Annotated in this window: 16 protein-coding genes and 1 pseudogene; 13 read left to right on the top strand and 4 right to left on the bottom strand. The window is 73.0% G+C overall.

Annotated elements, in window-relative coordinates:
• Positions 1 to 176 precede the first annotated feature (176 nt).
• From leuS to AB0447_RS25035, 6 genes and pseudogenes are all read left to right on the top strand, one after another.
• Positions 177 to 3,041 (top strand): leucine--tRNA ligase, encoded by a 2,865-nt coding sequence (gene leuS, locus AB0447_RS25060; protein WP_366478995.1) that lies wholly within the window; start codon positions 177 to 179, stop codon positions 3,039 to 3,041.
• Positions 3,042 to 3,241: 200 nt separating this feature from the next.
• Positions 3,242 to 4,006, top strand: a complete 765-nt coding sequence (locus tag AB0447_RS25055; protein ID WP_366478994.1) for a hypothetical protein — start codon at positions 3,242 to 3,244, stop codon at positions 4,004 to 4,006.
• 111 nt (positions 4,007 to 4,117) lie between these two features.
• The gene (locus AB0447_RS25050; RefSeq protein WP_366478993.1) at positions 4,118 to 4,963 is read left to right on the top strand and encodes a DegV family protein; all 846 of its coding nucleotides are present in this window, start codon (positions 4,118 to 4,120) and stop codon (positions 4,961 to 4,963) included.
• 475 nt (positions 4,964 to 5,438) lie between these two features.
• Positions 5,439 to 6,371, top strand: coding sequence for a helix-hairpin-helix domain-containing protein (locus tag AB0447_RS25045; protein WP_366478992.1), 933 nt, complete (start codon positions 5,439 to 5,441; stop codon positions 6,369 to 6,371).
• A 23-nt stretch (positions 6,372 to 6,394) separates the two neighbouring features.
• Positions 6,395 to 8,737, top strand: a pseudogene (locus AB0447_RS25040) (ComEC/Rec2 family competence protein); the annotation flags it as partial.
• A gap of 211 nt (positions 8,738 to 8,948) precedes the next feature.
• A complete protein-coding gene (locus AB0447_RS25035; protein WP_366478991.1) occupies positions 8,949 to 9,752 on the top strand; it encodes a YceI family protein in 804 nt (267 codons plus the stop codon).
• A gap of 72 nt (positions 9,753 to 9,824) precedes the next feature.
• On the opposite strand, the gene AB0447_RS25030 is transcribed toward AB0447_RS25035, so the two are convergent.
• Positions 9,825 to 10,085 carry a hypothetical protein gene (locus AB0447_RS25030; protein WP_366478990.1) on the bottom strand — a complete coding sequence of 87 codons (261 nt, stop codon included), beginning with the start codon at positions 10,083 to 10,085 and terminating at the stop codon, positions 9,825 to 9,827.
• A gap of 38 nt (positions 10,086 to 10,123) precedes the next feature.
• Between AB0447_RS25030 and holA the strand changes: the two genes are divergently transcribed.
• Entirely contained in the window at positions 10,124 to 11,122 is a 999-nt protein-coding gene (gene holA / locus AB0447_RS25025) for a DNA polymerase III subunit delta (protein ID WP_366478989.1), read from the top strand.
• Positions 11,123 to 11,203: 81 nt separating this feature from the next.
• Complete coding sequence (locus AB0447_RS25020) at positions 11,204 to 11,797, top strand: TetR/AcrR family transcriptional regulator (RefSeq protein ID WP_366478987.1); 594 nt, start codon at positions 11,204 to 11,206, stop codon at positions 11,795 to 11,797.
• Positions 11,798 to 11,970: 173 nt separating this feature from the next.
• Here the strand turns inward: AB0447_RS25020 and rpsT are convergent, their stop codons facing one another.
• A complete protein-coding gene (rpsT, locus tag AB0447_RS25015) occupies positions 11,971 to 12,231 on the bottom strand; it encodes a 30S ribosomal protein S20 (RefSeq protein ID WP_366478986.1) in 261 nt (86 codons plus the stop codon).
• Between the two features lie 189 nt (positions 12,232 to 12,420).
• Here rpsT and lepA point away from each other — a divergent pair, with 189 nt between their 5' ends.
• From lepA to hemW, 3 genes are all read left to right on the top strand, one after another.
• Positions 12,421 to 14,286 carry a translation elongation factor 4 gene (lepA, locus tag AB0447_RS25010; RefSeq protein ID WP_366478985.1) on the top strand — a complete coding sequence of 622 codons (1,866 nt, stop codon included), beginning with the start codon at positions 12,421 to 12,423 and terminating at the stop codon, positions 14,284 to 14,286.
• A 178-nt stretch (positions 14,287 to 14,464) separates the two neighbouring features.
• Positions 14,465 to 16,354 carry an AMP-dependent synthetase/ligase gene (locus AB0447_RS25005; RefSeq protein ID WP_366478984.1) on the top strand — a complete coding sequence of 630 codons (1,890 nt, stop codon included), beginning with the start codon at positions 14,465 to 14,467 and terminating at the stop codon, positions 16,352 to 16,354.
• Between the two features lie 77 nt (positions 16,355 to 16,431).
• Entirely contained in the window at positions 16,432 to 17,664 is a 1,233-nt protein-coding gene (hemW, locus tag AB0447_RS25000) for a radical SAM family heme chaperone HemW (protein WP_366478982.1), read from the top strand.
• A gap of 574 nt (positions 17,665 to 18,238) precedes the next feature.
• On the opposite strand, the gene AB0447_RS24995 is transcribed toward hemW, so the two are convergent.
• Both AB0447_RS24995 and AB0447_RS24990 read right to left on the bottom strand, forming a co-directional pair.
• Positions 18,239 to 19,066: a DUF3097 domain-containing protein gene (locus AB0447_RS24995; RefSeq protein ID WP_366478981.1), complete on the bottom strand. Its 828-nt coding sequence runs from the start codon at positions 19,064 to 19,066 to the stop codon at positions 18,239 to 18,241.
• A gap of 31 nt (positions 19,067 to 19,097) precedes the next feature.
• Entirely contained in the window at positions 19,098 to 19,829 is a 732-nt protein-coding gene (locus AB0447_RS24990; protein WP_366478980.1) for an MBL fold metallo-hydrolase, read from the bottom strand.
• A gap of 175 nt (positions 19,830 to 20,004) precedes the next feature.
• On the opposite strand from AB0447_RS24990, the gene hrcA reads away from it, so the two are divergent.
• Complete coding sequence (hrcA, locus tag AB0447_RS24985) at positions 20,005 to 21,021, top strand: heat-inducible transcriptional repressor HrcA (protein WP_366478978.1); 1,017 nt, start codon at positions 20,005 to 20,007, stop codon at positions 21,019 to 21,021.
• Positions 21,022 to 22,161, top strand: coding sequence for a molecular chaperone DnaJ (dnaJ, locus tag AB0447_RS24980; protein ID WP_366478977.1), 1,140 nt, complete (start codon positions 21,022 to 21,024; stop codon positions 22,159 to 22,161).
• Positions 22,162 to 22,230 lie beyond the last annotated feature (69 nt).

The raw sequence follows: 22,230 nt of genomic DNA, 5'->3' as shown, positions 1-22,230 counted from the left end.
GCCGCTGCGGTACCCTGACGCCATGCGTGCCGTACGCCTTCTGCTTACCGAGCCGCGCTGATCAGGGCCGACCCTTCGAGATGGTCGGCATCGGCGCGGCGTCCCCTCCTGTGCGAGGGGTTTTTTCGTTTGGGCAGGCAGAGGCGGCAGAGACGATCGATGGAGCTTCAGAAATCATGAGCGAGACGAACACCCCGGCCCCCGAGGCGGCCGAGGCGCACCGTTACACGGCTGCCATGGCCGCCGACATCGAGGCACGCTGGCAGGACGTATGGGACGCGGAGGGGACCTACGAGGCTCCGAACCCGACCGGTGACCTGGCCGGGGACCCCGCGGTGGTCGCCCGCCCCAAGAAGTTCATCATGGACATGTTCCCGTACCCGTCCGGTGCGGGACTGCACGTCGGCCACCCGCTCGGGTACATCGCCACCGACGTGTTCGCCCGCCACCAGCGGATGACCGGCCACAACGTCCTGCACACCCTGGGCTTCGACGCCTTCGGCCTGCCCGCCGAGCAGTACGCCGTGCAGACCGGCACGCACCCGCGGGTGTCGACCGAGGCGAACATCGAGAACATGAAGGTCCAGCTGCGCCGGCTGGGCCTGGGCCACGACAAGCGCCGCTCGTTCGCCACGATCGACCCGGACTACTACAAGTGGACCCAGTGGATCTTCCTGCAGATCTACAACTCCTGGTACGACGCGGACGCGGCGAAGGCCCGCCCGATCGCCGAGCTGATCGCCGCCTTCGAGGACGGCTCCCGTGAGGTTCCCGGGGGCCGGGCGTGGGCTGAGCTGACCGCCGGCGAGCGGGCCGACGTACTGAACGAGTACCGGCTGGCGTACTCCTCCGACGCGCCCGTGAACTGGTGCCCCGGGCTGGGCACCGTCCTGGCCAACGAGGAGGTCACCGCCGACGGCCGGTCCGAGCGCGGCAACTTCCCCGTCTTCAAGGCCAAGCTGAGCCAGTGGAACATGCGGATCACCGCCTACGCGGACCGCCTGCTGGACGACCTGGACGCGCTGGACTGGCCCGAGGCCATCAAGCTGCAGCAGCGCAACTGGATCGGCCGCAGCGAGGGCGCGCGCGTCGACTTCGCGCTGGGCGACGAGGCGATCACCGTCTTCACCACCCGCCCCGACACCCTGTTCGGCGCCACCTACATGGTGCTGGCGCCCGAGCACCCCCTGGTGGAGAAGTTCATCCCGGCCGCCTGGCCCGAGGGCACCCACCAGGTGTGGACCGGCGGGCACGCCACCCCGGCCGAGGCCGTCGACGCGTACCGCAAGCAGGCCGCCTCCAAGTCGGACGTCGAGCGGCAGGCCGAGGCCAAGGACAAGACCGGTGTCTTCACCGGCGAGTACGCGGTCAACCCGGTCAGCGGCGAGAAGGTCCCCGTCTTCATCGCCGACTACGTGCTGATGGGCTACGGCACCGGCGCGATCATGGCGGTCCCGGCGCACGACAGCCGCGACTTCGAGTTCGCCCGCGCCTTCGAGCTGCCGATCCGCTGCGTGGTCCAGCCGACCGACGGCCGCGGCACCGATCCGGCCGAGTGGGAGGACGCGTTCGTCTCCTACGAGGCCACGCTGGTCAACTCGGCCGGCGAGGGCATCTCCCTGGACGGCCTGGGCGTGGTGGAGGCCAAGGCCGCCATCACCCAGTGGCTGTCGGAGCGGGGCATCGGCGAGGGCACCGTCAACTTCCGCCTGCGCGACTGGCTGTTCAGCCGCCAGCGCTACTGGGGCGAGCCCTTCCCGATCGTCTACGACGAGGACGGCGTCGCGCACGCCCTGCCCGAGTCGATGCTGCCGCTGGAACTGCCCGAGGTCGAGGACTACTCGCCGCGCACCTTCGAGCCGGACGACGCCGACTCCCAGCCGGAGACCCCGCTGTCGCGCAAGGCGGACTGGGTCAACGTCGAGCTGGACCTGGGCGACGGCGTGAAGTCGTACCGCCGCGAGACCAACACCATGCCGAACTGGGCCGGCTCCTGCTGGTACGAGCTGCGCTACCTGGACCCGAACAACGCGGACGCCCTGGTCGACCCGGAGATCGAGCAGTACTGGATGGGCCCGCGGGACGGCCAGCCGCACGGCGGCGTCGACCTGTACGTGGGCGGCGCCGAGCACGCGGTGCTGCACCTGCTGTACGCCCGCTTCTGGTCGAAGGTGCTGTTCGACCTGGGGCACGTCTCCTCGGCGGAGCCGTTCCACAAGCTGTTCAACCAGGGCATGATCCAGGCGTACGTCTACCGCGACGAGCGCGGCTTCCCGGTGACCGCCACCGAGGTCGAGGAGCGCGACGGGAAGTTCTTCTTCGAGGGCGAGCCCGTCAAGCGCGAGCTGGGCAAGATGGGCAAGTCCCTGAAGAACGCCGTCACCCCGGAGACGATCTGCGAGGAGTACGGCGCCGACACCCTGCGCCTGTACGAGATGGCGATGGGCCCGCTGGACGTCTCGCGGCCGTGGGACACCCGGGCCGTGGTGGGCCAGTACCGCCTGCTGCAGCGCCTGTGGCGCAACATCGTCGACGAGGAGACGGGCGCGGTGACGGTGGTCGACTCCGACCCGTCGGAGGACACCCTGCGCGCCCTGCACAAGGCCATCGACGGGGCCGGCTCGGACATGGCGGGTCTGCGGTTCAACACCGCCATCGCCAAGATCACCGAGCTGAACAACACCCTGACGAAGGCGGGCCGGCCGCTGGAGCGCGTCGTCGCGGAGCAGCTGGTCCTGCTGGTGGCCCCGCTGGCCCCGCACGTCGCGGAGGAGCTGTGGCACCGGCTGGGCCACACCGACTCGGTCGTCCACCAGGACTTCCCCGTCGCGGACCCGGCGTACGTCGTCGACGAGACGGTCACCTGCGTGGTCCAGGTCAAGGGCAAGGTCAAGGCCCGTCTGGAGGTGCCGCCGACGATCTCGGAGGCGGACCTGGAGCAGCTGGCGGTCACGGACGAGGGTGTGGTCGCGGCGCTGGGCGGCGCGGAGATCCGCAAGGTGATCGTGCGCGCGCCGAAGCTGGTGAACATCGTCATCTGACCGTCCGCCGACCGTCCGCCGCCTCTGTGCTGACCGTTCGCTGACCGTCCGCGTCACCTGACAAAGGCTCTCTCGGGGAGATCCCGTACGGGCAGGTTGGGGGTTCAACTGGAACCCCCGGCCTGCCCGTGGCGTTTACGGTGGGAGGGGTAGCGAGACCCGGGCGGCAAGCCGGGACAATCCAGGGGAAAGGGTTCGCCATGGACGCGGGCGCGTTGATCATCTTTGCGCTGCTGATGCTGTTCGCCGTCCTGGGACTGGGTGCGTGGGCCACCGTCAAAGTGGTCGGCGCGGCCAAACGCGGCGTGGACCGGACGGTGAGCCAGGCCCGGCGGGCCGTGGAGGACACCACCCTGAAGGCGAAGAGCTTCGGCCAGATCGGCGTCGCGGGCGCACTGGCCCAGCTCCGGCTGGACCTGCGGACCTCGCTGCGGGCGACCCAGCAGGCGCTCCAGGAGGGCGCCCGGACGGACGCCTCGCTTCAGGAATCGCTCGCCCTCTTCGACCGGCTGAGCGCGCACGGCCGCGAACTGGACGACGAACTCAAGCGCCTGGAGACGGAGCCGGACAAGACCCGCCTGACGGCCCGCCTCCCCGAGCTGCGCGAACGCACGGAACGCATCACCCACGCGGCAGAATCCCTGCGCTGGGCGGCCCGCGACCGCGCCCGCCGCTTCGCCGAGGACGACCTCACCGCCCTGTCGGCGGAGATCGAGGTCGAATCGGGTGCGCTGCGGGACTGGTCCCGGCCGTCGATGGACGACCTGCTGGCCTCGGCAGGCGGGCCGGCGGCATCCCCGACGGCATCCCCGACGGCTTCCCCGGCGGCTTCCCCGACGGCTTCCTCGGCCGCGGCGGAGCCCGCCTCACCGCCGGACCCGCGGCACGCCCTGAACCCGGCCCAGCAGCCGAAGCCGTACCCGTGGGCGAAGACCAAGAGCCCCCGGCCGGAGACGACGACCTGAGGCGTCGGGCCCGCTAGCGCAGCCGGCCGCGTACGGTAGGCGGCTCAGGCGGGCGGCTCCGGCGCGGCCCCCTGCTGCCGCCGCGCCCCCACTGGCGGTAACCTCCGCCTCATGTCCCGCCATGTCGCGATCGTCACCGATTCCACGGCCTACCTGCCGCAACAGGCAATGGCGCGGCACGGGATCACCTCCGTGCCCCTGACCGTGGTCCTCGGCGACGAGGCCCTGGAAGAGGGCACCGAGATCTCCGCCCGCAGCCTCGCCCTCGCCCTCCAGAAGCGCCGCCCGGTCACCACCTCCCGTCCCAGCCCGCAGGACTTCGTGCGCGCCTACGAGGCGGCCGCGGCCGCCGGTGCGACCGGCATCGTGAGCCTGCACCTGTCCGCCGAGTTCTCCGGCACCTACGACGCCGCCGTCCTGGCCGCCCGGTCCGCCCCCGTCCCGGTCCGGGTCGTCGACACCGGCATGGTCGCGATGGCCCTCGGCTTCTGCGCGCTGGCCGCCGCCGAGAGCGCCGAGGCGGGCGGCTCGGCCGACGAGGCCGTGGCCGCCGCAGAGAAGCGCGCCGCCGGCATGTCCGCCTTCTTCTACGTCGACACCCTCGACTACCTGCGCCGCGGCGGCCGCATCGGCGCGGCCCAGGCCCTCCTGGGCTCGGCGCTCGCCGTGAAGCCCCTGCTCCAGCTGGACGGCGGCCGGATCGAGATGCTGGAGAAGGTGCGTACGGCCTCCAAGGCCATCGCACGCCTGGAGGAGCTCGCCGTCGAGCGGGCCGGTACGGCCGGCGTCGACATCGCCGTGCACCACCTCGCCGCCCCGGAACGCGCGGAGAAGCTCGCGGAGCGGCTCCGCGAACGCGTCCCCGGCCTGGTCGAGCTGCACGTCAGCGAGGTCGGCGCGGTGATCGGGGCGCACACCGGACCGGGGCTGCTGGCCGCGGTGATCTCGCCGCGCTGATCACCCTCAGGGGTGGCCGGGATATCCACAACCTCGCGGCCATGCACAGGAATCCGTCCCTCCGAACCGCATCGGGGATTCCTCCCTACCGTCGTGTGCCATGACACCTCAGACGCATGCGACAACCGTCCGACCCACCACCGGCGGCCGGGGTTCCGGCCCCGGCCGGCCCGCCGCCTCGGACAGCCGGCTTCGGCACCGCGGCATCCGCAGCCGTCGCCGACGCCGGTACCCACCGGACCCGGAAGCAGTCCGCCGCCGCGCCGCCGCACTACTGGGCGGCGGCCCACCCCGGGCCAATGAGGCTGCGCCCCCCGGGCCCGCGCCGGCCGCGCTGCCGCCGACCGGCGGCCCGCGTCCGACCCCACCCCGGGCCAATGAGGCTGCGCTCCCCGGGCCCGTGCCGGCCGCGCTGCCGGCCGGCGGCCCGCCCCCGACCGCACTCCGGGCCAGTGAGGCTGCAGGCACCGGGCCCGTGCCGACCGGGCTGCCGGCCGGTGGCCCGCCCCCGACCGCACTCCGGGCCAGTGAGGCTGCAGGCACCGGGCCCGTGCCGACCGGGCTGCCGGCCGGTGGCGCACGTCCGGTCCGACCATCGGCCGGTGCACGTCCGGCCCGACCCCCGGCCGGTGGCGCACGTCCGGCCCCACTCTCGGCCGGCGGCGCACGTCCGGCACGACCCTCACCCGGCGGGCCCGCGGCCGCCGAGCAGGCGCCGGTGCCGGCCCCGCTCACTCCTGCCGCCGCCGGACGGCTCGCCCTGCGTGAGCGGGTGCCGCTCTGGCTCCAGAGCAGATGCGGGTTGGAGCCGCGCCCCCTGGCCGCGGTGGGCGTCCTGCTGGTGGCGGCCGTCGGGTTCGCCGCGCAGCAGTACTGGTCGGCCCGGCCGGAGCCGGTGACCGCCCCGGTCGCCGTGGTCACACCCGGGCCTCCCGGCCCACCGGCGGTCGCGCCGGCCGGCCCCGTCGGCCCGGTCGGCGCCCGCATCGTCGTGGACGTCAGCGGCAAGGTCCGCGACCCCGGAGTCCGGCGGCTGCCCGCCGGTTCGCGGGTGGCGGACGCCCTGGCCGCCGCCGGGGGAGTGCGGCCCGGCACGGACACCACCGGGCTGAACCAGGCCCGGGTACTGGCCGACGGCGAGCAGGTGCTGGTCGGAGCCCCCGCCCCGCCGCCGGGCCCGCCACCCCCGCTGCCGGGCGGAACAGCCACCGCCGGCGCCCCGCTCAGCCTCGGCAGTGCCACCGTCGAGCAGCTCGACGGGCTGCCCGGGGTCGGCCCGGTGCTGGCCCAGCACATCGTCGACTTCCGCACCACCCGCGGCGGCTTCCGCTCCGTCGAGGACCTCCGCAAGGTCAACGGCATCGGTGAGCGCCGGTTCGCCGACCTGCGGCCCCTGGTGCGGCCGTGAACCGCCCCGACGGCCACCACCCGGTGGACCTGCGGCTCGCGGTGCCGGCCGGTGCCGCCTGGGCGGCGGCCGCGCCGGCGCTGGACCTCCCCGGCTCGTGGACGGCAACCGGAGTGGGCCTGGCCACGGCCGGCGCCGGGGTGCTGGTGCTGGTCGGCCGGCGGCGGCCCGGCCCGCGCTGGACGGTCGGCACGGCCGCGGCGGCCGCCCTGCTGTGCGCGGCGGCGGGGGCCGGGGTGGCCGGCCTGGCGCGGGCCGAGGCGCGGGCCGGACCGGTGCCCGAGCTGGCCGACGCGCACGCCCGGATCGAGGCGGAGCTGACCGTCACGGCCGACCCCCGGCGGACCAGGACCGGGCCGCCCGGGGTGGTGCTGGACGCCGTATTGACCCGGGTGACCGGACCGGACGGGCGGAGCACCCGGATCGCGACTCCCGTCCTGGTCCTGGCCCGGCACAAGGAGTGGGCGCGGCTGCTGCCCTCGACCCGGGTCGCGGTGGCCGCGCGGCTCGCCCCGGCCCGGGGCGGCGGACGGCCGGTGGCAGTGCTCCGGGTGCCCGGCGAGACCCGGCCGGAGCCGGCCGGCGGACCGGACACCGTGCAACGGCAGGCGGGCGCCCTGCGGGCCGGGCTGCGGGCGGCCACCGAGGACCTGCCGCCCGACGCGCGGGCGCTGCTGCCCGGCCTGGTGGTCGGGGACACCTCGCGGGTCCCCTCCGACCTTCAGGAGGCGTTCCGCGCCACCGACCTGCTGCACCTCCTGGCGGTGTCCGGCTCCAACCTCACCGTGGTGCTGTTCCTGCTGATCGGCCCGCCCGGCAGCGCCCAGCACGCCGAACGTCGCGGCCTGGCTCCCCGGCTCGGACTGTCCCTGCGGTCGACCGCCCTGTGCGGCGCCGCCCTGACCCTCGCCTTCGTCGTGGTGTGCCGGCCCGAGCCGAGCGTGCTGCGGGCGGCCGCCTGCGGGGCCGTCACCCTGCTGGCCATCGCCACCGGCCGCCGCAGATCGCTGATCCCGGCCCTGGCCGCGGCCGTCCTGCTGCTGGTGCTGTACGACCCGTGGCTCTCCCGCAGTTACGGCTTCCTGCTGTCCGTATTGGCCACCGCGGCCCTGCTGACCTTGGCCCCACGCTGGAGCGAAGCCCTTCAGCGGCGCGGGGTGCGGCCCCGGCTCGCCGAGGCGCTCGCCGCGGCGGCCGCCGCGCAGGCGGTGTGCGGGCCGGTGGTGGCGGTGGCCGCCGCCCGGGTGAGCCTGGTCGCCGTCCCCTGCAATCTGCTGGCGGAGCTCGCGGCCGGCCCGGCCACCGTGCTCGGGTTCGCCGCCCTCGCCGCGGCCCCGGTGTGGATGCCGGCCGCCGAACTGCTCGCCCGTTGCGCCGCAGTACCCGCCGAATGGATCGCCCGGGTGGCCCGGACCGGCGCCGCACTGCCCGGAGCGGAGCTCGCCTGGCCGGGCGGATGGGCCGGCGGACTGCTGCTCGCCGCCGTCACCCTGCTCCTCGTCCTGTGCGCGGCGCGCCTGGTCCGCCGCCGCTGGGCCTGTGCCGGGGCGGCCCTGCTGCTGCTCCTCACGGTGCTGCGGCCACCGCAGGTCACCCGGGTGCTGACCGGCTGGCCGCCGCCCGGCTGGCGCTACGTCCAGTGCGCGGTCGGCCAGGGCGACACCGGGGTACTGGCCGTCGCCCCGGGCACCGCCGTCGTGGTGGACGCCGGCCCGGACCCGGGCCCCGTGGACCGCTGCCTGCGCGCCCTCGGGGTGCAGCGCATCCCGCTGCTGCTCCTGACGCACTTTCACGCGGACCACGTGGGCGGCCTGTCCGGAGTGTTGCGCGGCCGTTCCGTCGGCCTCATCCAGACCACGAGCCTGGAAGAGCCCCCGAACCGCGCCCGGTGGGTCCGCCGTACGGCCGCGGCCGCGCGGATCCCCGTACTGCCCGCCCTCGCGGGAGAGCGGCGCCGGGCCGGGCCGCTGGAGTGGCAGGTCCTCTGGCCGCCGCCCGCCGGGCCGGTATCGGAAGGGCCCAACGACGCCAGCGTCGCCCTCCTGGTCCGCGCGTCCGGCGTGACCCTGCTCCTCCTCGGCGACCTCGAACCCCCTGCTCAGCAGGCCCTGCTGAGCAGCCATCCGGAACTGGGGCCCGTCGACGTGCTGAAGGTCGCCCACCACGGCTCCGCCCACCAGGACCCCGCCCTGCACGAAAGGCTCCGGCCCCGGCTCGCGATCGTCCCGGTCGGCGCGGAGAACCGGTACGGGCACCCCTCCCCGTACACCCTGGCCCGGCTGCGGGCTGGCGGGGCGGCCGTCCTGCGCACCGACACCGACGGCTCGGTCGCGGTCACCGGGTCCGGTCCCTCCCTGCGGGCCGTCCCGGCCGTACGGCGCCGGCGCGGCCGCGCCGACACGAGGCGTCGGCATCCTGTTTGCCCCCGACCCGGCATCATGATCGAATGCCTCTTCGCCAGAGGGGCTTACGTTCAATCAGCACGGGGGTGCGTCAACCATGTTCGGTCGCCGGCGGGGGTTGGAGACGGCCGGAAACACCAGTCAGTCCACATCCGCGACACTTACCCTGCCGCCCATGGCGGGCCTGCTCTCCTGCCGTGTCCTCGACACGGTCCACCAGCCGGTCCGGCAGGCCCGGTTCGAGGTCACCGACCCGATCGGGCGGCGGATCGTCAGCGGGGAGACCGACCCGTACGGCGGATTCACCGCGGCGGTCCCGGAGGGCGAGTACCGGATGTCCGTGACGGCCGAGGGCTACGCCCCGTTCCACGGCGCGACCCTGGTCGGCGAGGGCACCCAGCCGGGCACCGGGGAGATCATCCTGGAGGCCGTCGAGCCGCCGCTGCTGCCGCAGCCCGGCCACTGGGAGCTCGACCCGGGTCATTCCTCCATCGGATTCACGGCCCGTCACATCGGACTGGCCCGGATCCGGGGCCGGTTCAACACCTTTGCCGGGGCGGTCCGGATAGCCGGCCGCATGGAGGACTCCTCCATGCACGTGATCATCGACGCGGCGAGCATCGACACCGGCCTCAGGCTGCGCGACGACCACCTGCGCTCCGCGGACTTCCTCGACGCCGCCCGGCATCCGACCGTCGAGTTCTACAGCGAGCGGTTCATCCACCGCAGCGGCAGCCGCTGGGCGGTCGCGGGAGCCCTCACCCTGCACGGCATCAGCCGCTCGGTCACCCTGGACACCCAGTACCTCGGCCTCGGTACCGGCTTGGAGGGCGAGCCGCGTGCGGCCTGCCGGGCGACCGCCGAACTGCACCGCGAGGACTTCACCCTGAACTGGCAGTCGATGCTGGCGCACGGGATCGCGGCGATCGGCTCGAGCATCGAGGTCGAACTGGACGTCCAGATCGTCCACAAGGCCTGAGTCCTGCCCGCGTCGGCCGGCCCCTCGGGCCGAGGGGCCGGCCGGCCGGGACCCGGAGGAGACGGACACCCCCTAAGGGGCCTCCAGCCAGCCCTCGTGCTCGTCGGCGAGGGAGTCGAGGGCCTCGGGGTCGTAGCGGCCGTCCGGGTCCTCGACCACCACCAGCCACTGGGCGTCCTCGGCATCGTCCTCACCGGCGAGCGCATCACGGACCAGGTGAGGCTCCTCGGCGAGACCGAAGCGGTCGGTGAGCTCCGCGGCCACCTCCTCGGCGGCGTCGCGATCGGGCAGGACCAGTACATGTCGCAGAATCACCGCACCATTCTCGGGCATGCGGGGGAGTGTCAGCGGGCCGTGGGATCCTGGAGCCGATGGCCACCAGGAAGAACTCCACCGACGATCCGCTCGCCCCGCTCACCCTCGCGGTGGGGCAGGAGGATCTGCTGCTCGACCGCGCGGTCCGGGAGGTCGTGACGGCCGCCCGGGCCGCCGATGCCGACACCGACGTCCGCGACCTCGCCCCGGAACAGCTGCAGCCCGGCACGCTCGCCGAGCTGACCAGTCCCTCCCTGTTCGCCGAGCGCAAGGTCGTGATCGTCCGCAATGCGCACGACCTGTCCGCGGACACGATCAAGGACGTGAAGGCGTACCTCGACGCGCCGGCCGAGGAGATCACCCTCGTCCTGCTGCATGCGGGCGGCGCGAAGGGCAAGGGACTGCTGGACGCGGCCAGGAAGGCGGGCGCCCGGGAGGTCGCCTGCCCGAAGATGACCAAGGCGGGCGACCGCCTCGCCTTCGTCCGCGGCGAGTTCCGGGCGCTCGGCCGCTCGGCCACCCCGGAGGCCTCCCAGACCCTGGTGGACGCGATCGGCAGCGACCTGCGCGAGCTCGCGAGCGCGGTGACCCAGCTGTGCGCGGACGTCGAGGGGACCATCGACGAGGCCGTGGTCGGCCGCTACTACACCGGCCGCGCCGAAGCCTCCAGCTTCGAGGTCGCCGACCGGGCCGTCGAAGGCCGGGCGGCGGAGGCGCTGGAGGCACTGCGCTGGTCGCTGTCGACCGGCGTGGCCCCCGTCCTGGTCACCAGCGCGCTGGCCCAGGCCGTCCGGGCGATCGGCAAGCTCGCCTCCGCCCCGCGCGGCGCCCGGCCGGGCGACCTGGCGCGGGACCTCGGCATGCCGTCGTGGAAGATCGACCGGGTCCGGCAGCAGATGCGGGGCTGGTCGGCGGACGGCGTGTCGGTCGCGCTGCGGGCGATCGCCGAGGCGGACGCGGGCGTCAAGGGCGGCGGGGACGACCCCGAGTACGCCCTCGAAAAGGCGGTCGTGGCCGTGGCCCGCGCGGCCCGTCCCCGCCGTCCCTCGTACTGATCCGGCCCGATCGGCGAGGGACGCCCGCGGGGGCGTCCCCGCCGCTGCTCGAATACGAACACGGCTGTTAAATTTTGGGGCATGGTCACCGGAACCCCCCGCCGCCGCGCCGACGCCGAGCGCAACACGGCCACGATCATCGATGCCGGTCTGGACTGCTTCCTCGCCGACCCGCAGGCGAGCATGACGGCCATCGCCCGCGCCGCCGGCGTCAGCCGCGTCACCCTGTACGCGCACTTCCCGACCCGTGAGGCCCTCCTCGACGCCGCCCTCGAACGGGCCGTCACCGAGGCCGCCGCCGTGCTCGAGGCCGAGCAGCCCGGCGAGGACACGGTCACCGCCCTCGCCCGCCTGGTCCGCAGCTCCTGGCGGCTCCTGGACCGGCATTCGGCGGTCTTCGCCGCCGTCTCCGGCGTGCTCCCGCCCGAGGTGCTGCGCGAGCGCCACGACCGGGTGCTCGCCCCGGTCCGTTCCCTCGTCCTGCGCGGCCGGGAGTCCGCGGAGATCAGGTCCGACCAGCCCGCCGACTGGCAGGTGACCGTCGTCTACAGCCTCGTCCACGCGGCCGCCGCCGAGGTGCAGGCCGGCCGGATGCCCGCCGAGGCCGCCGCGGACACGCTCACCGCCACCGTCCTCGGCGCCCTCACTCCGCCCGGAGCCGGGCAGCGGGCATGACGAAGGCCCCGGCTGCCGTCCTGGGGAAGGGCGGTGGCCGGGGCCTTCGCTGTACATCTGGTGCGCCGCACCCGCGTGGCGAACGCAGGCCGCGTGCGGCGCAGGGGTGCCGGTCAGGAGCGGAAGAGAGGGCCCGCTGAGTCCGTCCCGGCGATCACATCGAGTGCTCTGTCTTAGAGAGCGGCAACCTTGGAGGCCAGCGCCGACTTCTTGTTGGCGGCGGCGTTCTTGTGGATGACACCCTTCGAGACAGCCTTGTCCAGCTTCTGCGAAGCGACACGGGCAGCCGCAGTGGCCTTCTCGGCGTCACCGGCGACGATGGCCTCGTTGGCCTTGCGGATGAAGGTGCGCAGCTCGGACTTGACCGACTTGTTGCGAAGGCGAGCCTTCTCGTTGGTCTTGTTCCGCTTGATCTGGGACTTGATGTTCGCCACGAAAGAGCCTTTTCAGGTTCAGAGGTTTTTCTTCGGATTGCGTCTCGACTGCTGAGAGGGCATGCGAGACACAGCTGTCCACAGTACCAGCAGCCCTTTGGGCGGCCCAAACCGAGCACAGTCGCCCGGTCATGGGACGATGGGGGCCTGCGTAACGTTCCGACTGCGACCCTAGAATCAGGACACTGCGTGCCCGCCATCCCCAGCCACGTGCCCGAGCCGAGCCGTACCGACCCGGCGCTGATCCGCAATTTCTGCATCATCGCGCACATCGACCACGGCAAGTCGACCCTCGCCGACCGGATGCTCCAGCTCACGGGCGTCGTCGACCAGCGGCAGATGCGTGCCCAGTACCTCGACCGCATGGACATCGAGCGTGAGCGCGGCATCACGATCAAGTCGCAGGCGGTCCGTCTGCCCTGGGCGCCCACCTCGGGTGAGAGCCAGGGCCAGACGCACATCCTCAACATGATCGACACCCCCGGTCACGTCGACTTCACCTACGAGGTCTCCCGGTCGCTCGCGGCCTGTGAGGGCACGATCCTCCTGGTGGACGCCGCCCAGGGCATCGAGGCCCAGACCCTCGCCAACCTCTACCTGGCGATGGAGAACGACCTCGCGATCGTCCCCGTCCTGAACAAGATCGACCTGCCGGCCGCCCAGCCGGAGAAGTTCGCCGAGGAACTCGCGAACCTGGTCGGCTGCGACCCCGACGACGTCCTGCGGGTCTCCGCCAAGACGGGCCTCGGCGTGGACGCCCTGCTCGACAAGGTCGTGGCCACCGTCCCGGCCCCGGTCGGCGTCAAGGACGCCCCCGCCCGCGCCATGATCTTCGACTCGGTCTACGACTCGTACCGCGGCGTGGTGACGTACGTACGAGTGGTCGACGGCCAGCTCAACAAGCGCGAGCGGATCCGGATGATGTCCACCGGAGCCACCCACGAGCTGCTCGAGATCGGTGTCTCCTCCCCGGAGATGACCCCGGCCGACGGCATCGGCGTCGGTGAGGTGGGCTACATCATCACCGGCGTGAAGGACGTCCGTCAGTCCAAGGTCGGTGACACCATCACCAGCCTGCACAACGGCGCCACCGAGGCCCTGGGCGGCTACAAGGACCCGAAGCCGATGGTCTTCTCGGGCCTGTACCCGCTCGACGGCTCGGACTACCCGGACCTGCGCGAGGCCCTCGACAAGCTGCAGCTCAACGACGCCGCCCTGGTCTACGAGCCGGAGACCTCCGCCGCCCTCGGCTTCGGCTTCCGCGTCGGCTTCCTCGGCCTGCTCCACCTCGACGTGGTCCGTGAGCGCCTGGAGCGCGAATTCGGCCTCGACCTGATCGCCACCGCCCCCAACGTGGTCTACCGCGTGGTCATGGAGGACGGCAAGGAAGTCACGGTCACCAACCCGAGCGAGTTCCCCGAGGGCAAGATCTCGGACGTGTTCGAGCCGGTCGTACGGGCCACCGTCCTCGCGCCCACCGAGTTCATCGGCGCGATCATGGAGCTCTGCCAGACCCGCCGCGGCACGCTCCTCGGCATGGACTACCTCTCCGAGGACCGGGTCGAGATCCGCTACACCCTCCCGCTCGCGGAGATCGTCTTCGACTTCTTCGACCAGCTGAAGTCCAAGACCCGCGGCTACGCCTCCCTCGACTACGAGCCCACCGGCGAGCAGGCCTCCAGCCTGGTCAAGGTCGACATCCTGCTGCACGGCGACAAGGTCGACGCCTTCTCCGCCGTCACGCACAAGGACGCCGCCTACGCCTACGGCGTGCGCCTGGTCGCCAAGCTGCGCGAGCTCATCCCGCGGCAGGCGTTCGAGGTGCCGATCCAGGCGGCCGTCGGCTCGCGGGTCATCGCCCGCGAAACCATCCGCGCCATCCGCAAGGACGTCCTCGCCAAGTGCTACGGCGGTGACATCTCCCGTAAGCGGAAGCTGCTGGAGAAGCAGAAGGAAGGCAAGAAGCGGATGAAGATGGTCGGTTCCGTGGAGGTCCCGCAGGAGGCCTTCATCGCGGTGCTGTCCAGCGACGAGTCCGGCGCGAAGAAGAAGTAGCTTCGGCCACCGTCCGACATGCGGAACGGCCCCCGTGCTTGAGGCACGGGGGCCGGTTTCGTTATGAATCGGCAGCTCGCGAGCCCTTACGTGCCGGGCGGGCGACCCCTACCCTGATCTCCAGCTCGATGGTTACTCGCCAGTTACACAAGCCCTGCCGCCTGGCCCGGAGGATGTCGTGAGCGACACACAGACGATGATCGAGAACCGCCCGCCCACCGTGGCGGCCCTCTTCCTTGAGCGTGTCGCCGCCACCCCGGACGCCGAGGCCTACCGCTACCCCGTGCCCGCCGCCGGCGGCCAGGGCCCCGACGAGTGGAAATCGCTCAGCTGGGGCCAGGCCGCGGAGCGCGTCTTCGCCGTCGCCGCCGGCCTGATCGACCTCGGCGTACAGCCCGAGGAGCGGGTCGCGCTCGCCTCCAACACGCGGGTGGAGTGGATCCTCACCGACCTCGGCGTGATGTGCGCCGGCGCCGCGACCACCACGATCTACCCCAGCACCAACGCCGAGGAGTCCTCCTACATCCTCGCCGACTCGACCAGCCGGGTGCTGATCGCCGAGGACGCCGCCCAGCTCGCCAAGGCCCGCGAGCACCGCGCCGCCCTGCCCGAGCTCGCCCACGTGGTCGTCGTCGAGACCGCGGACGCGGTCCCCGCCGAAGGCGACCCGGAGGGCTGGGTGATCTCCCTCGCCGACCTGGAGGCGCGCGGCAAGGAGTACCTCGCGAAGCACCCCGCGGCGGTCAAGGACCGGATCTCGGCCATCACCGCCGACCAGCTCGCCACCCTCATCTACACCTCCGGCACCACCGGCCGCCCCAAGGGCGTACGGCTGCCGCACGACAACTGGTCGTACATGGCCAAGGCCACCGTCGCCACCGGCATGATCGGCGCGGACGACGTCCAGTACCTGTGGCTGCCGCTCGCCCACGTCTTCGGCAAGGTGCTGACCTCCGGCCAGATCGAAGTCGGCCACGTCACCGCCGTCGACGGCCGCATCGACAAGATCATCGAGAACCTGCCGGTGGTCCAGCCCACCTACATGGCGGCCGTCCCGCGCATCTTCGAGAAGGTCTACAACGGGGTCGTGGCCAAGGCCCGGGCCGCCGGCGGCGCCAAGTACAAGATCTTCCAGTGGGCTGCCGACGTCGCCCGCCAGTACGCCAAGGTCAGCCAGGACAACTTCCGCCGCACCGGCAAGGCGAGCGTCCCCTTCGCGCTCTCCACCAAGCACAAGATCGCCGACGCGCTCGTCTACTCCAAGCTCCGCGAGGCCTTCGGCGGCAACCTCCGCGCCGCCGTCTCCGGCTCCGCCGGCCTCGCCCCCGAGATCGGCTTCTTCTTCTCCGGCGCCGGCATCCACATCCTGGAGGGCTACGGCCTCACCGAGTCCAGCGCGGCCTCCTTCGTCAACCCCGGCGAGGCCTACCGCACCGGCACCGTCGGCAAGCCGCTCCCCGGCACCGAGGTCCGCATCGCCGACGACGGCGAGATCCTGCTCCGCGGCCCGGGCATCATGGAGGGCTACCACGGCCTCCCCGAGAAGACCGCCGAGGTCCTGGAGTCCGACGGCTGGCTGCACACCGGCGACATCGGCGAACTCTCCGCCGACGGCTACCTCCGGATCACCGACCGCAAGAAGGACCTGATCAAGACCTCCGGCGGCAAGTACGTCGCCCCCGCCGAGGTCGAAGGCCAGTTCAAGGCGATCTGCCCGTACGTCTCCAACATCGTGGTCCACGGAGCCGACCGGAACTTCTGCTCCGCCCTGATCGCCCTGGACGGCCCCGCCATCCTGGGCTGGGCCGCCGAGAACGGCCTGGAGGGCAAGTCGTACGCGGAGGTCGTCGCCGCCGCCGAGACCAACCGCCTGATCGAGACGTACATCCAGACCCTCAACGAGGGCCTGCAGCGCTGGCAGACCATCAAGAAGTTCCGCCTCCTGCCCCGCGACCTGGACGTCGAACACGGCGACCTCACCCCCAGCCTCAAGCTGAAGCGGCCGGTCGTCGAGCGTGAGTTCAAGCACCTCATCGAGGAGATGTACGAGGGCTCCCGGGAGGCGTAGGCCCCCACCGGGCCCCGCCGAGCCCCACCGGGCCTCGGCGGGTCGGGCGGACCCGGGCGGTGCGGGACAATGGGTGCATGCCTTCCGCACTGCCCGATGGTCAGCCCATGCCCGAGGACGGGTCGCTGCCGTCGCACGCCCTGGAGGGTGCGGCGGCCCGGCCGCTCGGGTTCTACCTGCACGTTCCGTACTGCGCCACGCGCTGCGGGTACTGCGACTTCAACACCTACACCGCCACCGAGCTGCGCGGCTCCGGCGGGGTGCTGGCCTCCCGGGACAACTACGCCGACACCCTGACCGACGAGGTCCGGCTGGCGCGGAAGGTCCTCGGCGACGACCCGCGCGAGGTCCGGACCGTCTTCGTCGGCGGCGGCACGCCCACGCTGCTGGCCGCCGCGGACCTCGTACGGATGCTCGGCGCGATCCGGGACGAGTTCGGGCTGGCGGCCGACGCAGAGGTGACCACCGAGGCCAATCCGGAATCGGTGACGCCGGAGTATCTGGCGGAGCTGCGGGCCGGGGGCTTCAACCGGATCTCCTTCGGCATGCAGAGCGCCAGGCAGCACGTCCTGAAGGTGCTGGACCGCACCCACACCCCCGGCCGGCCCGAGGCGTGCGTGGCCGAGGCGCGGGCGGCGGGCTTCGAGCACGTCAACCTGGACCTGATCTACGGCACGCCCGGCGAGTCCGACGAGGACTGGCGGGCCTCCCTGGACGCGGCGATCGGGGCCGGCCCCGACCACGTGTCGGCGTACGCGCTGATCGTCGAGGAGGGCACCCAGCTGGCCCGCCGGATCCGGCGCGGCGAGGTGCCGATGACCGACGACGACGTGCACGCGGACCGGTACCTGATCGCGGACGAGGTGTTCGCGGCGGCCGGGTACTCCTGGTACGAGGTCTCCAACTGGGCGACCTCCGAGGCCGGGCGCTGCCTGCACAACGAGCTGTACTGGCGCGGCGCCGACTGGTGGGGGGCCGGGCCGGGGGCGCACTCGCACGTGGGCGGGGTGCGGTGGTGGAACGTCAAGCACCCCGGCGCGTATGCGGCCGCGCTGGCGGAGGGGCGGTCGCCCGGGGCCGGGCGGGAGGTCCTGTCCGAGGAGGACCGGCGGGTCGAGCGGATCCTGCTGGAGCTGAGGCTGGTGGACGGGTGTCCGCTGTCGCTCCTGGCGCCGGCCGGTCTGGCGGCCTCTCGGCGCGCCCTGGCGGACGGGCTGCTGGAGGCGGGGCCCTATGAGGCCGGGCGGGCCGTTCTGACGCTGCGGGGCAGGCTGCTGGCCGACGCGGTGGTCCGCGACCTGGTCGACTGACCGCCCTCCCGCCTGAGGCCTCCCGCCTGAGGCCCCCGGCCTGAGGCCTCCCGCCTGGGGCCTCCCGCCTGAGCCCCGGCCTGCGGCCCGTCCCCCCGGCAGCGCCCGGCCTGGTGGCCCGGCCTGCCCGGTGCCGACCGGTGCCGGCACCCGGCGGGGGCGCGCGGCCGGGCGGGGTGTAGCCGGGGGTGCCGCTGCGCGGAGCCTTTCCCCTACCCGCCCCTTCCCGAACTGGGGCTCCGCCCCAGACCCCGCGCCTCAAACGCCGGCGGGGCTGGGGGGTACCGCCCGGCGGGGTTGGGTTGCCGCGTAGCGGCAATTCCAGCCCCGCCGGCGTTTGAGGCGCGGGGATCCGGGGGCTGGCCCCCGGCAGCGGCGCGGCACTGGGCCGCGGACCGGCACCTGTGGGCCGCAGGGCATCCAGCCCCGCGGCACCTGTGGGCCGCAGGGCATCCAGCCCCGCGGCGCATGTGGCCGCAGGCATTCAGCCCCGCCGGCGTTTGAGGCGCGGGGGATTGGGGGCAGCGCCCGCGCAAGGGGGCGCAGCAGCCCGGTGGCGTTGCCGGGGGCGGGGTCAGGGGGCGGACGTGACGTGGTCGATGAGGTGTTCCACGGGGCCCAGGAGGGCCGGTTCCAGGTCGCGGTACGAGGTGACGCGGGACAGGATGTGCTGCCAGGCCGCGCCCGTGTTCGGGGGCCAGCCCAGCGCGCGGCAGACGCCCGTCTTCCAGTCCTGGCCCGGCGGGACCACCGGCCAGGCCCGGATGCCGAGGGAGGACGGTTTCACCGCCTGCCAGACGTCCACGTACGGGTGGCCGACCACCAGGACGTCCGGGGACGACGCGACCTGCGCCGCCAGACGGGACTCCTTCGAGCCCGGGACCAGGTGGTCCACCAGGACGCCCAGCCGCGCATCGGCGGCCGGCGCGAACTCGGCGACGATCGCCGGAAGGTCGTCCACCCCGGACAGGTACTCCACGACGACCCCCTCGATCCGCAGGTCGTCGCCCCACACCTTCTCCACCAGCTCCGCGTCGTGGCGGCCCTCCACGTAGATCCGGCCCGCCCGGGCCACCCGGGCCCGCGCCCCGGGGACCGCGATCGAGCCCGAGGCCGTACGGAGCGGAGCCGCGGGCCGGCGGGCGGCGCGGGACGGGCGGACCAGGGTGACCACCGCACCCTCCAGCAGGAAGCCGCGCGGCTCCAGCGGGAAGACGCGCCGCTTGCCGAAGCGGTCCTCCAGGGTCACCGTGCCGCCCTCGCAGGCCACCACCGCGCCGCAGAACTCCGTACCCGCCACCTCGACGACCAGATCGGGGTCCGCGGCCACCTCCGGCACCGGTTTCGTGCGCTTCCAGGCAGGCGTCAGATCGGGGGAGTAGTCGGGGGAGTGCTCGCGCATTCGGACGAGCGTAGGGGCAACCGCCCTCGCATCAAGGCGACACGCGGAAACGGGCCGCCAGTGTGGCGCGTTGCGCACGGACGAAGGCGGCGGAGACCACCGCTCCGTGGCCGGGGACGTACAGCGCGTCCTCGCCGCCCAGGGAGAGCAGCCGGTCCAGCGCGTCCGGCCACCGGGACGGGATCGCGTCCGGGCCCGCCGAGGGCTCCCCGGACTCCTCGACCAGGTCCCCGCAGAAGACCACCTCCCCCTCGCCGCCCGGCACGAACAGCGCCAGGTCGTGCCGGGTGTGCCCGGGGCCCACATTGGCCAGCAGCACCTGCACCCCGCCCAGGTCCAGCGTCCACTCGCCCGACACCAGGTGGCGGGGCGGGACCAGCAGGTCCGCCGATTCGGCCGCGTCCTGGGCCGGCAGTCCGTGGCGCACCGCGTCCGAGCGGAGTTCCTCACGGCCCCCGGCCGAGCCCAGCAGCGCATCCAGCCCGACCGCCCCGTAGACCTCGGCCCCCGCGAACGCCGCCGCCCCCAGCACATGATCGAAATGTCCGTGGGTGAATGCGATATGGGTCACCCGCCGACCGGTCAGCCGCTCCGCCTGCGCCCGCAGCTCGGCGCCCTCCCGGAGGCACGATCCGGGGTCGACCAGCAGCACCGAATCGTCCCCGACCACCAGTCCTGCCGTGCAGTCCCACACCGGAAGCCGCCGCCGGCCGGCCCGTCGGGTCAGCCGCTCCCAGCCCGCCTCTTCCCATTGCACGTCCATGCAGCGACGCTACCGTGGCGGGCTCCCTTGCCTCCGGTGTACCTGCCCGCCGTACACTGACCGGGGGACTCTGGCACTCCAACCCTGTGAGTGCCAGCCGGGACCCGGGGGACCGGGGACCAGGGACCGCAGAAGAACCGCAGAAGACCGGATTCACCGTTGGAGGTGGCGCGCGATGCTCAGTGAACGCAGGCTCGAAGTGCTGCGCGCCATCGTCCAGGACTATGTCGGGACGGAGGAGCCGGTCGGCTCCAAGGCGCTCACCGAGCGGCACGCCCTCGGCGTCTCGCCCGCGACCGTGCGCAACGACATGGCGCTGCTGGAGGAGGAGGGCTACATCGCGCAGCCCCACACCAGCGCCGGCCGGATCCCCACCGACAAGGGCTACCGGCTCTTCGTCGACAAGCTGGCCGGGGTCAAGCCGCTGTCGACCCCCGAGCGCCGGGCCATCCAGAACTTCCTCGACGGCGCCGTCGACCTCGACGACGTGGTCGGCCGGACGGTGCGGCTGCTCGCCCAGCTGACCCGGCAGGTCGCCGTCGTGCAGTACCCGTCGCTGACCCGCTCCACGGTCCGCCACGTCGAGCTGCTCTCGCTCGCGCCCGCCCGGCTGATGCTCGTACTGATCACCGACACCGGCCGGGTCGAGCAGCGCATCGTGGACTGCCCCGCGCCGTTCGGCGAGACCTCCCTCACCGACCTGCGCGCCCGCCTCAACGGCATGGTCGTCGGCCGCCGCTTCGCGGACGTGCCGCCGCTGGTGCAGGACCTGCCGGAATCCTTCGAGGCCGAGGACCGGGCGACGGTCTCCACGGTCCTCGCCACCCTCCTCGAAACCCTGGTCGAGGAGACCGAGGAGCGGCTGATGATCGGCGGCACCGCCAATCTCACCCGCTTCGGACACGACTTCCCCCTGACCATCCGGCCCGTGCTCGAAGCACTCGAGGAGCAGGTCGTGCTCCTCAAACTGCTGGGCGAGGCCAACGAGTCGGGGATGACCGTACGCATCGGCCACGAGAACGCCTACGAAGGACTCAACTCCACGTCGGTCGTCTCGGTCGGCTACGGTTCGGGCGGCGAAGCAGTCGCCAAACTCGGCGTGGTCGGACCGACCCGCATGGACTACCCCGGAACGATGGGAGCGGTACGCGCAGTGGCACGTTACGTCGGACAGATCCTGGCGGAGTCGTAAGTGGCCACGGACTACTACGCCGTACTCGGCGTGCGCCGCGACGCATCTCAGGACGAGATCAAGAAGGCCTTCCGCAAGCTCGCCCGCGAGCTGCACCCGGACGTGAACCCCGATCCCAAGACGCAAGAGCGTTTCAAGGAGATCAACGCCGCGTACGAGGTGCTGTCGGACCCGCAGAAGAAGCAGGTCTACGACCTCGGCGGCGACCCGCTGTCCGCCTCCGGCGGCGGCGGTGGCGCGGGTGGTTTCGGGGCCGGGGGCTTCGGCAACTTCTCCGACATCATGGACGCCTTCTTCGGCCAGGCCTCCCAGCGCGGCCCGCGCTCGCGCACCCGGCGCGGCCAGGACGCGATGATCCGCCTCGACCTGGAACTGGACGAGGCCGCCTTCGGTACGACCAAGGACATCCAGGTCGACACGGCGATCGTGTGCACGACCTGTTCCGGTGAGGGCGCCGCACCCGGCACCTCGGCGCAGACCTGCGACATGTGCCGCGGCCGCGGTGAGGTCTCCCAGGTCACCCGGTCCTTCCTGGGCCAGGTCATGACCTCGCGGCCGTGCCCGCAGTGCCAGGGCTTCGGCACCGTGGTCCCGACCCCGTGCCCGGAGTGCGCGGGCGACGGCCGGGTCCGCTCCCGCCGCAACCTGACGGTCAAGATCCCCGCGGGCGTCGAGAACGGCACCCGCATCCAGCTCTCGGGCGAGGGCGAGGTCGGCCCCGGCGGCGGCCCCGCCGGCGACCTGTACGTGGAGATCCACGAGCTGCCGCACCCGGTCTTCCAGCGGCGCGGGGACGACCTGCACTGCACGGTGACCATCCCGATGACCGCGGCAGCGCTGGGCACCAAGTGCCCGCTGGAGACCCTGGACGGCATGGAGGAGGTCGACATCCGGCCCGGCACCCAGTCCGGCCAGTCGATCCCGCTGCACGGCCGCGGTGTCACGCACCTGCGCGGCAACGGGCGGGGCGACCTGATCGTCCACGTCGAGGTGACGACCCCGAGCAAGCTGGACCCGCAGCAGGAGGACCTGCTGCGCCAGCTGGCGAAGCTGCGCGGCGAGGAACGGCCCACCGGCCAGTTCCAGCCCGGGCAGCAGGGGCTGTTCAGCCGCCTGAAGGACGCGTTCAACGGCCGCTGACGCCGAGTGCGTCGGCGGCCCCTGCCGGGGGTCCGGGGGTTGCCCCCGGGTCGGCACAGTCAGCCGGGG

Origin of the sequence: Streptomyces sp. NPDC051211, assembly GCF_040689505.1 — a bacterium.
GTDB lineage: Bacteria > Actinomycetota > Actinomycetes > Streptomycetales > Streptomycetaceae > Streptomyces.
Note: the sequence above shows the minus strand (reverse complement) of the source record. Positions and strands in the feature narration are given on the sequence as shown.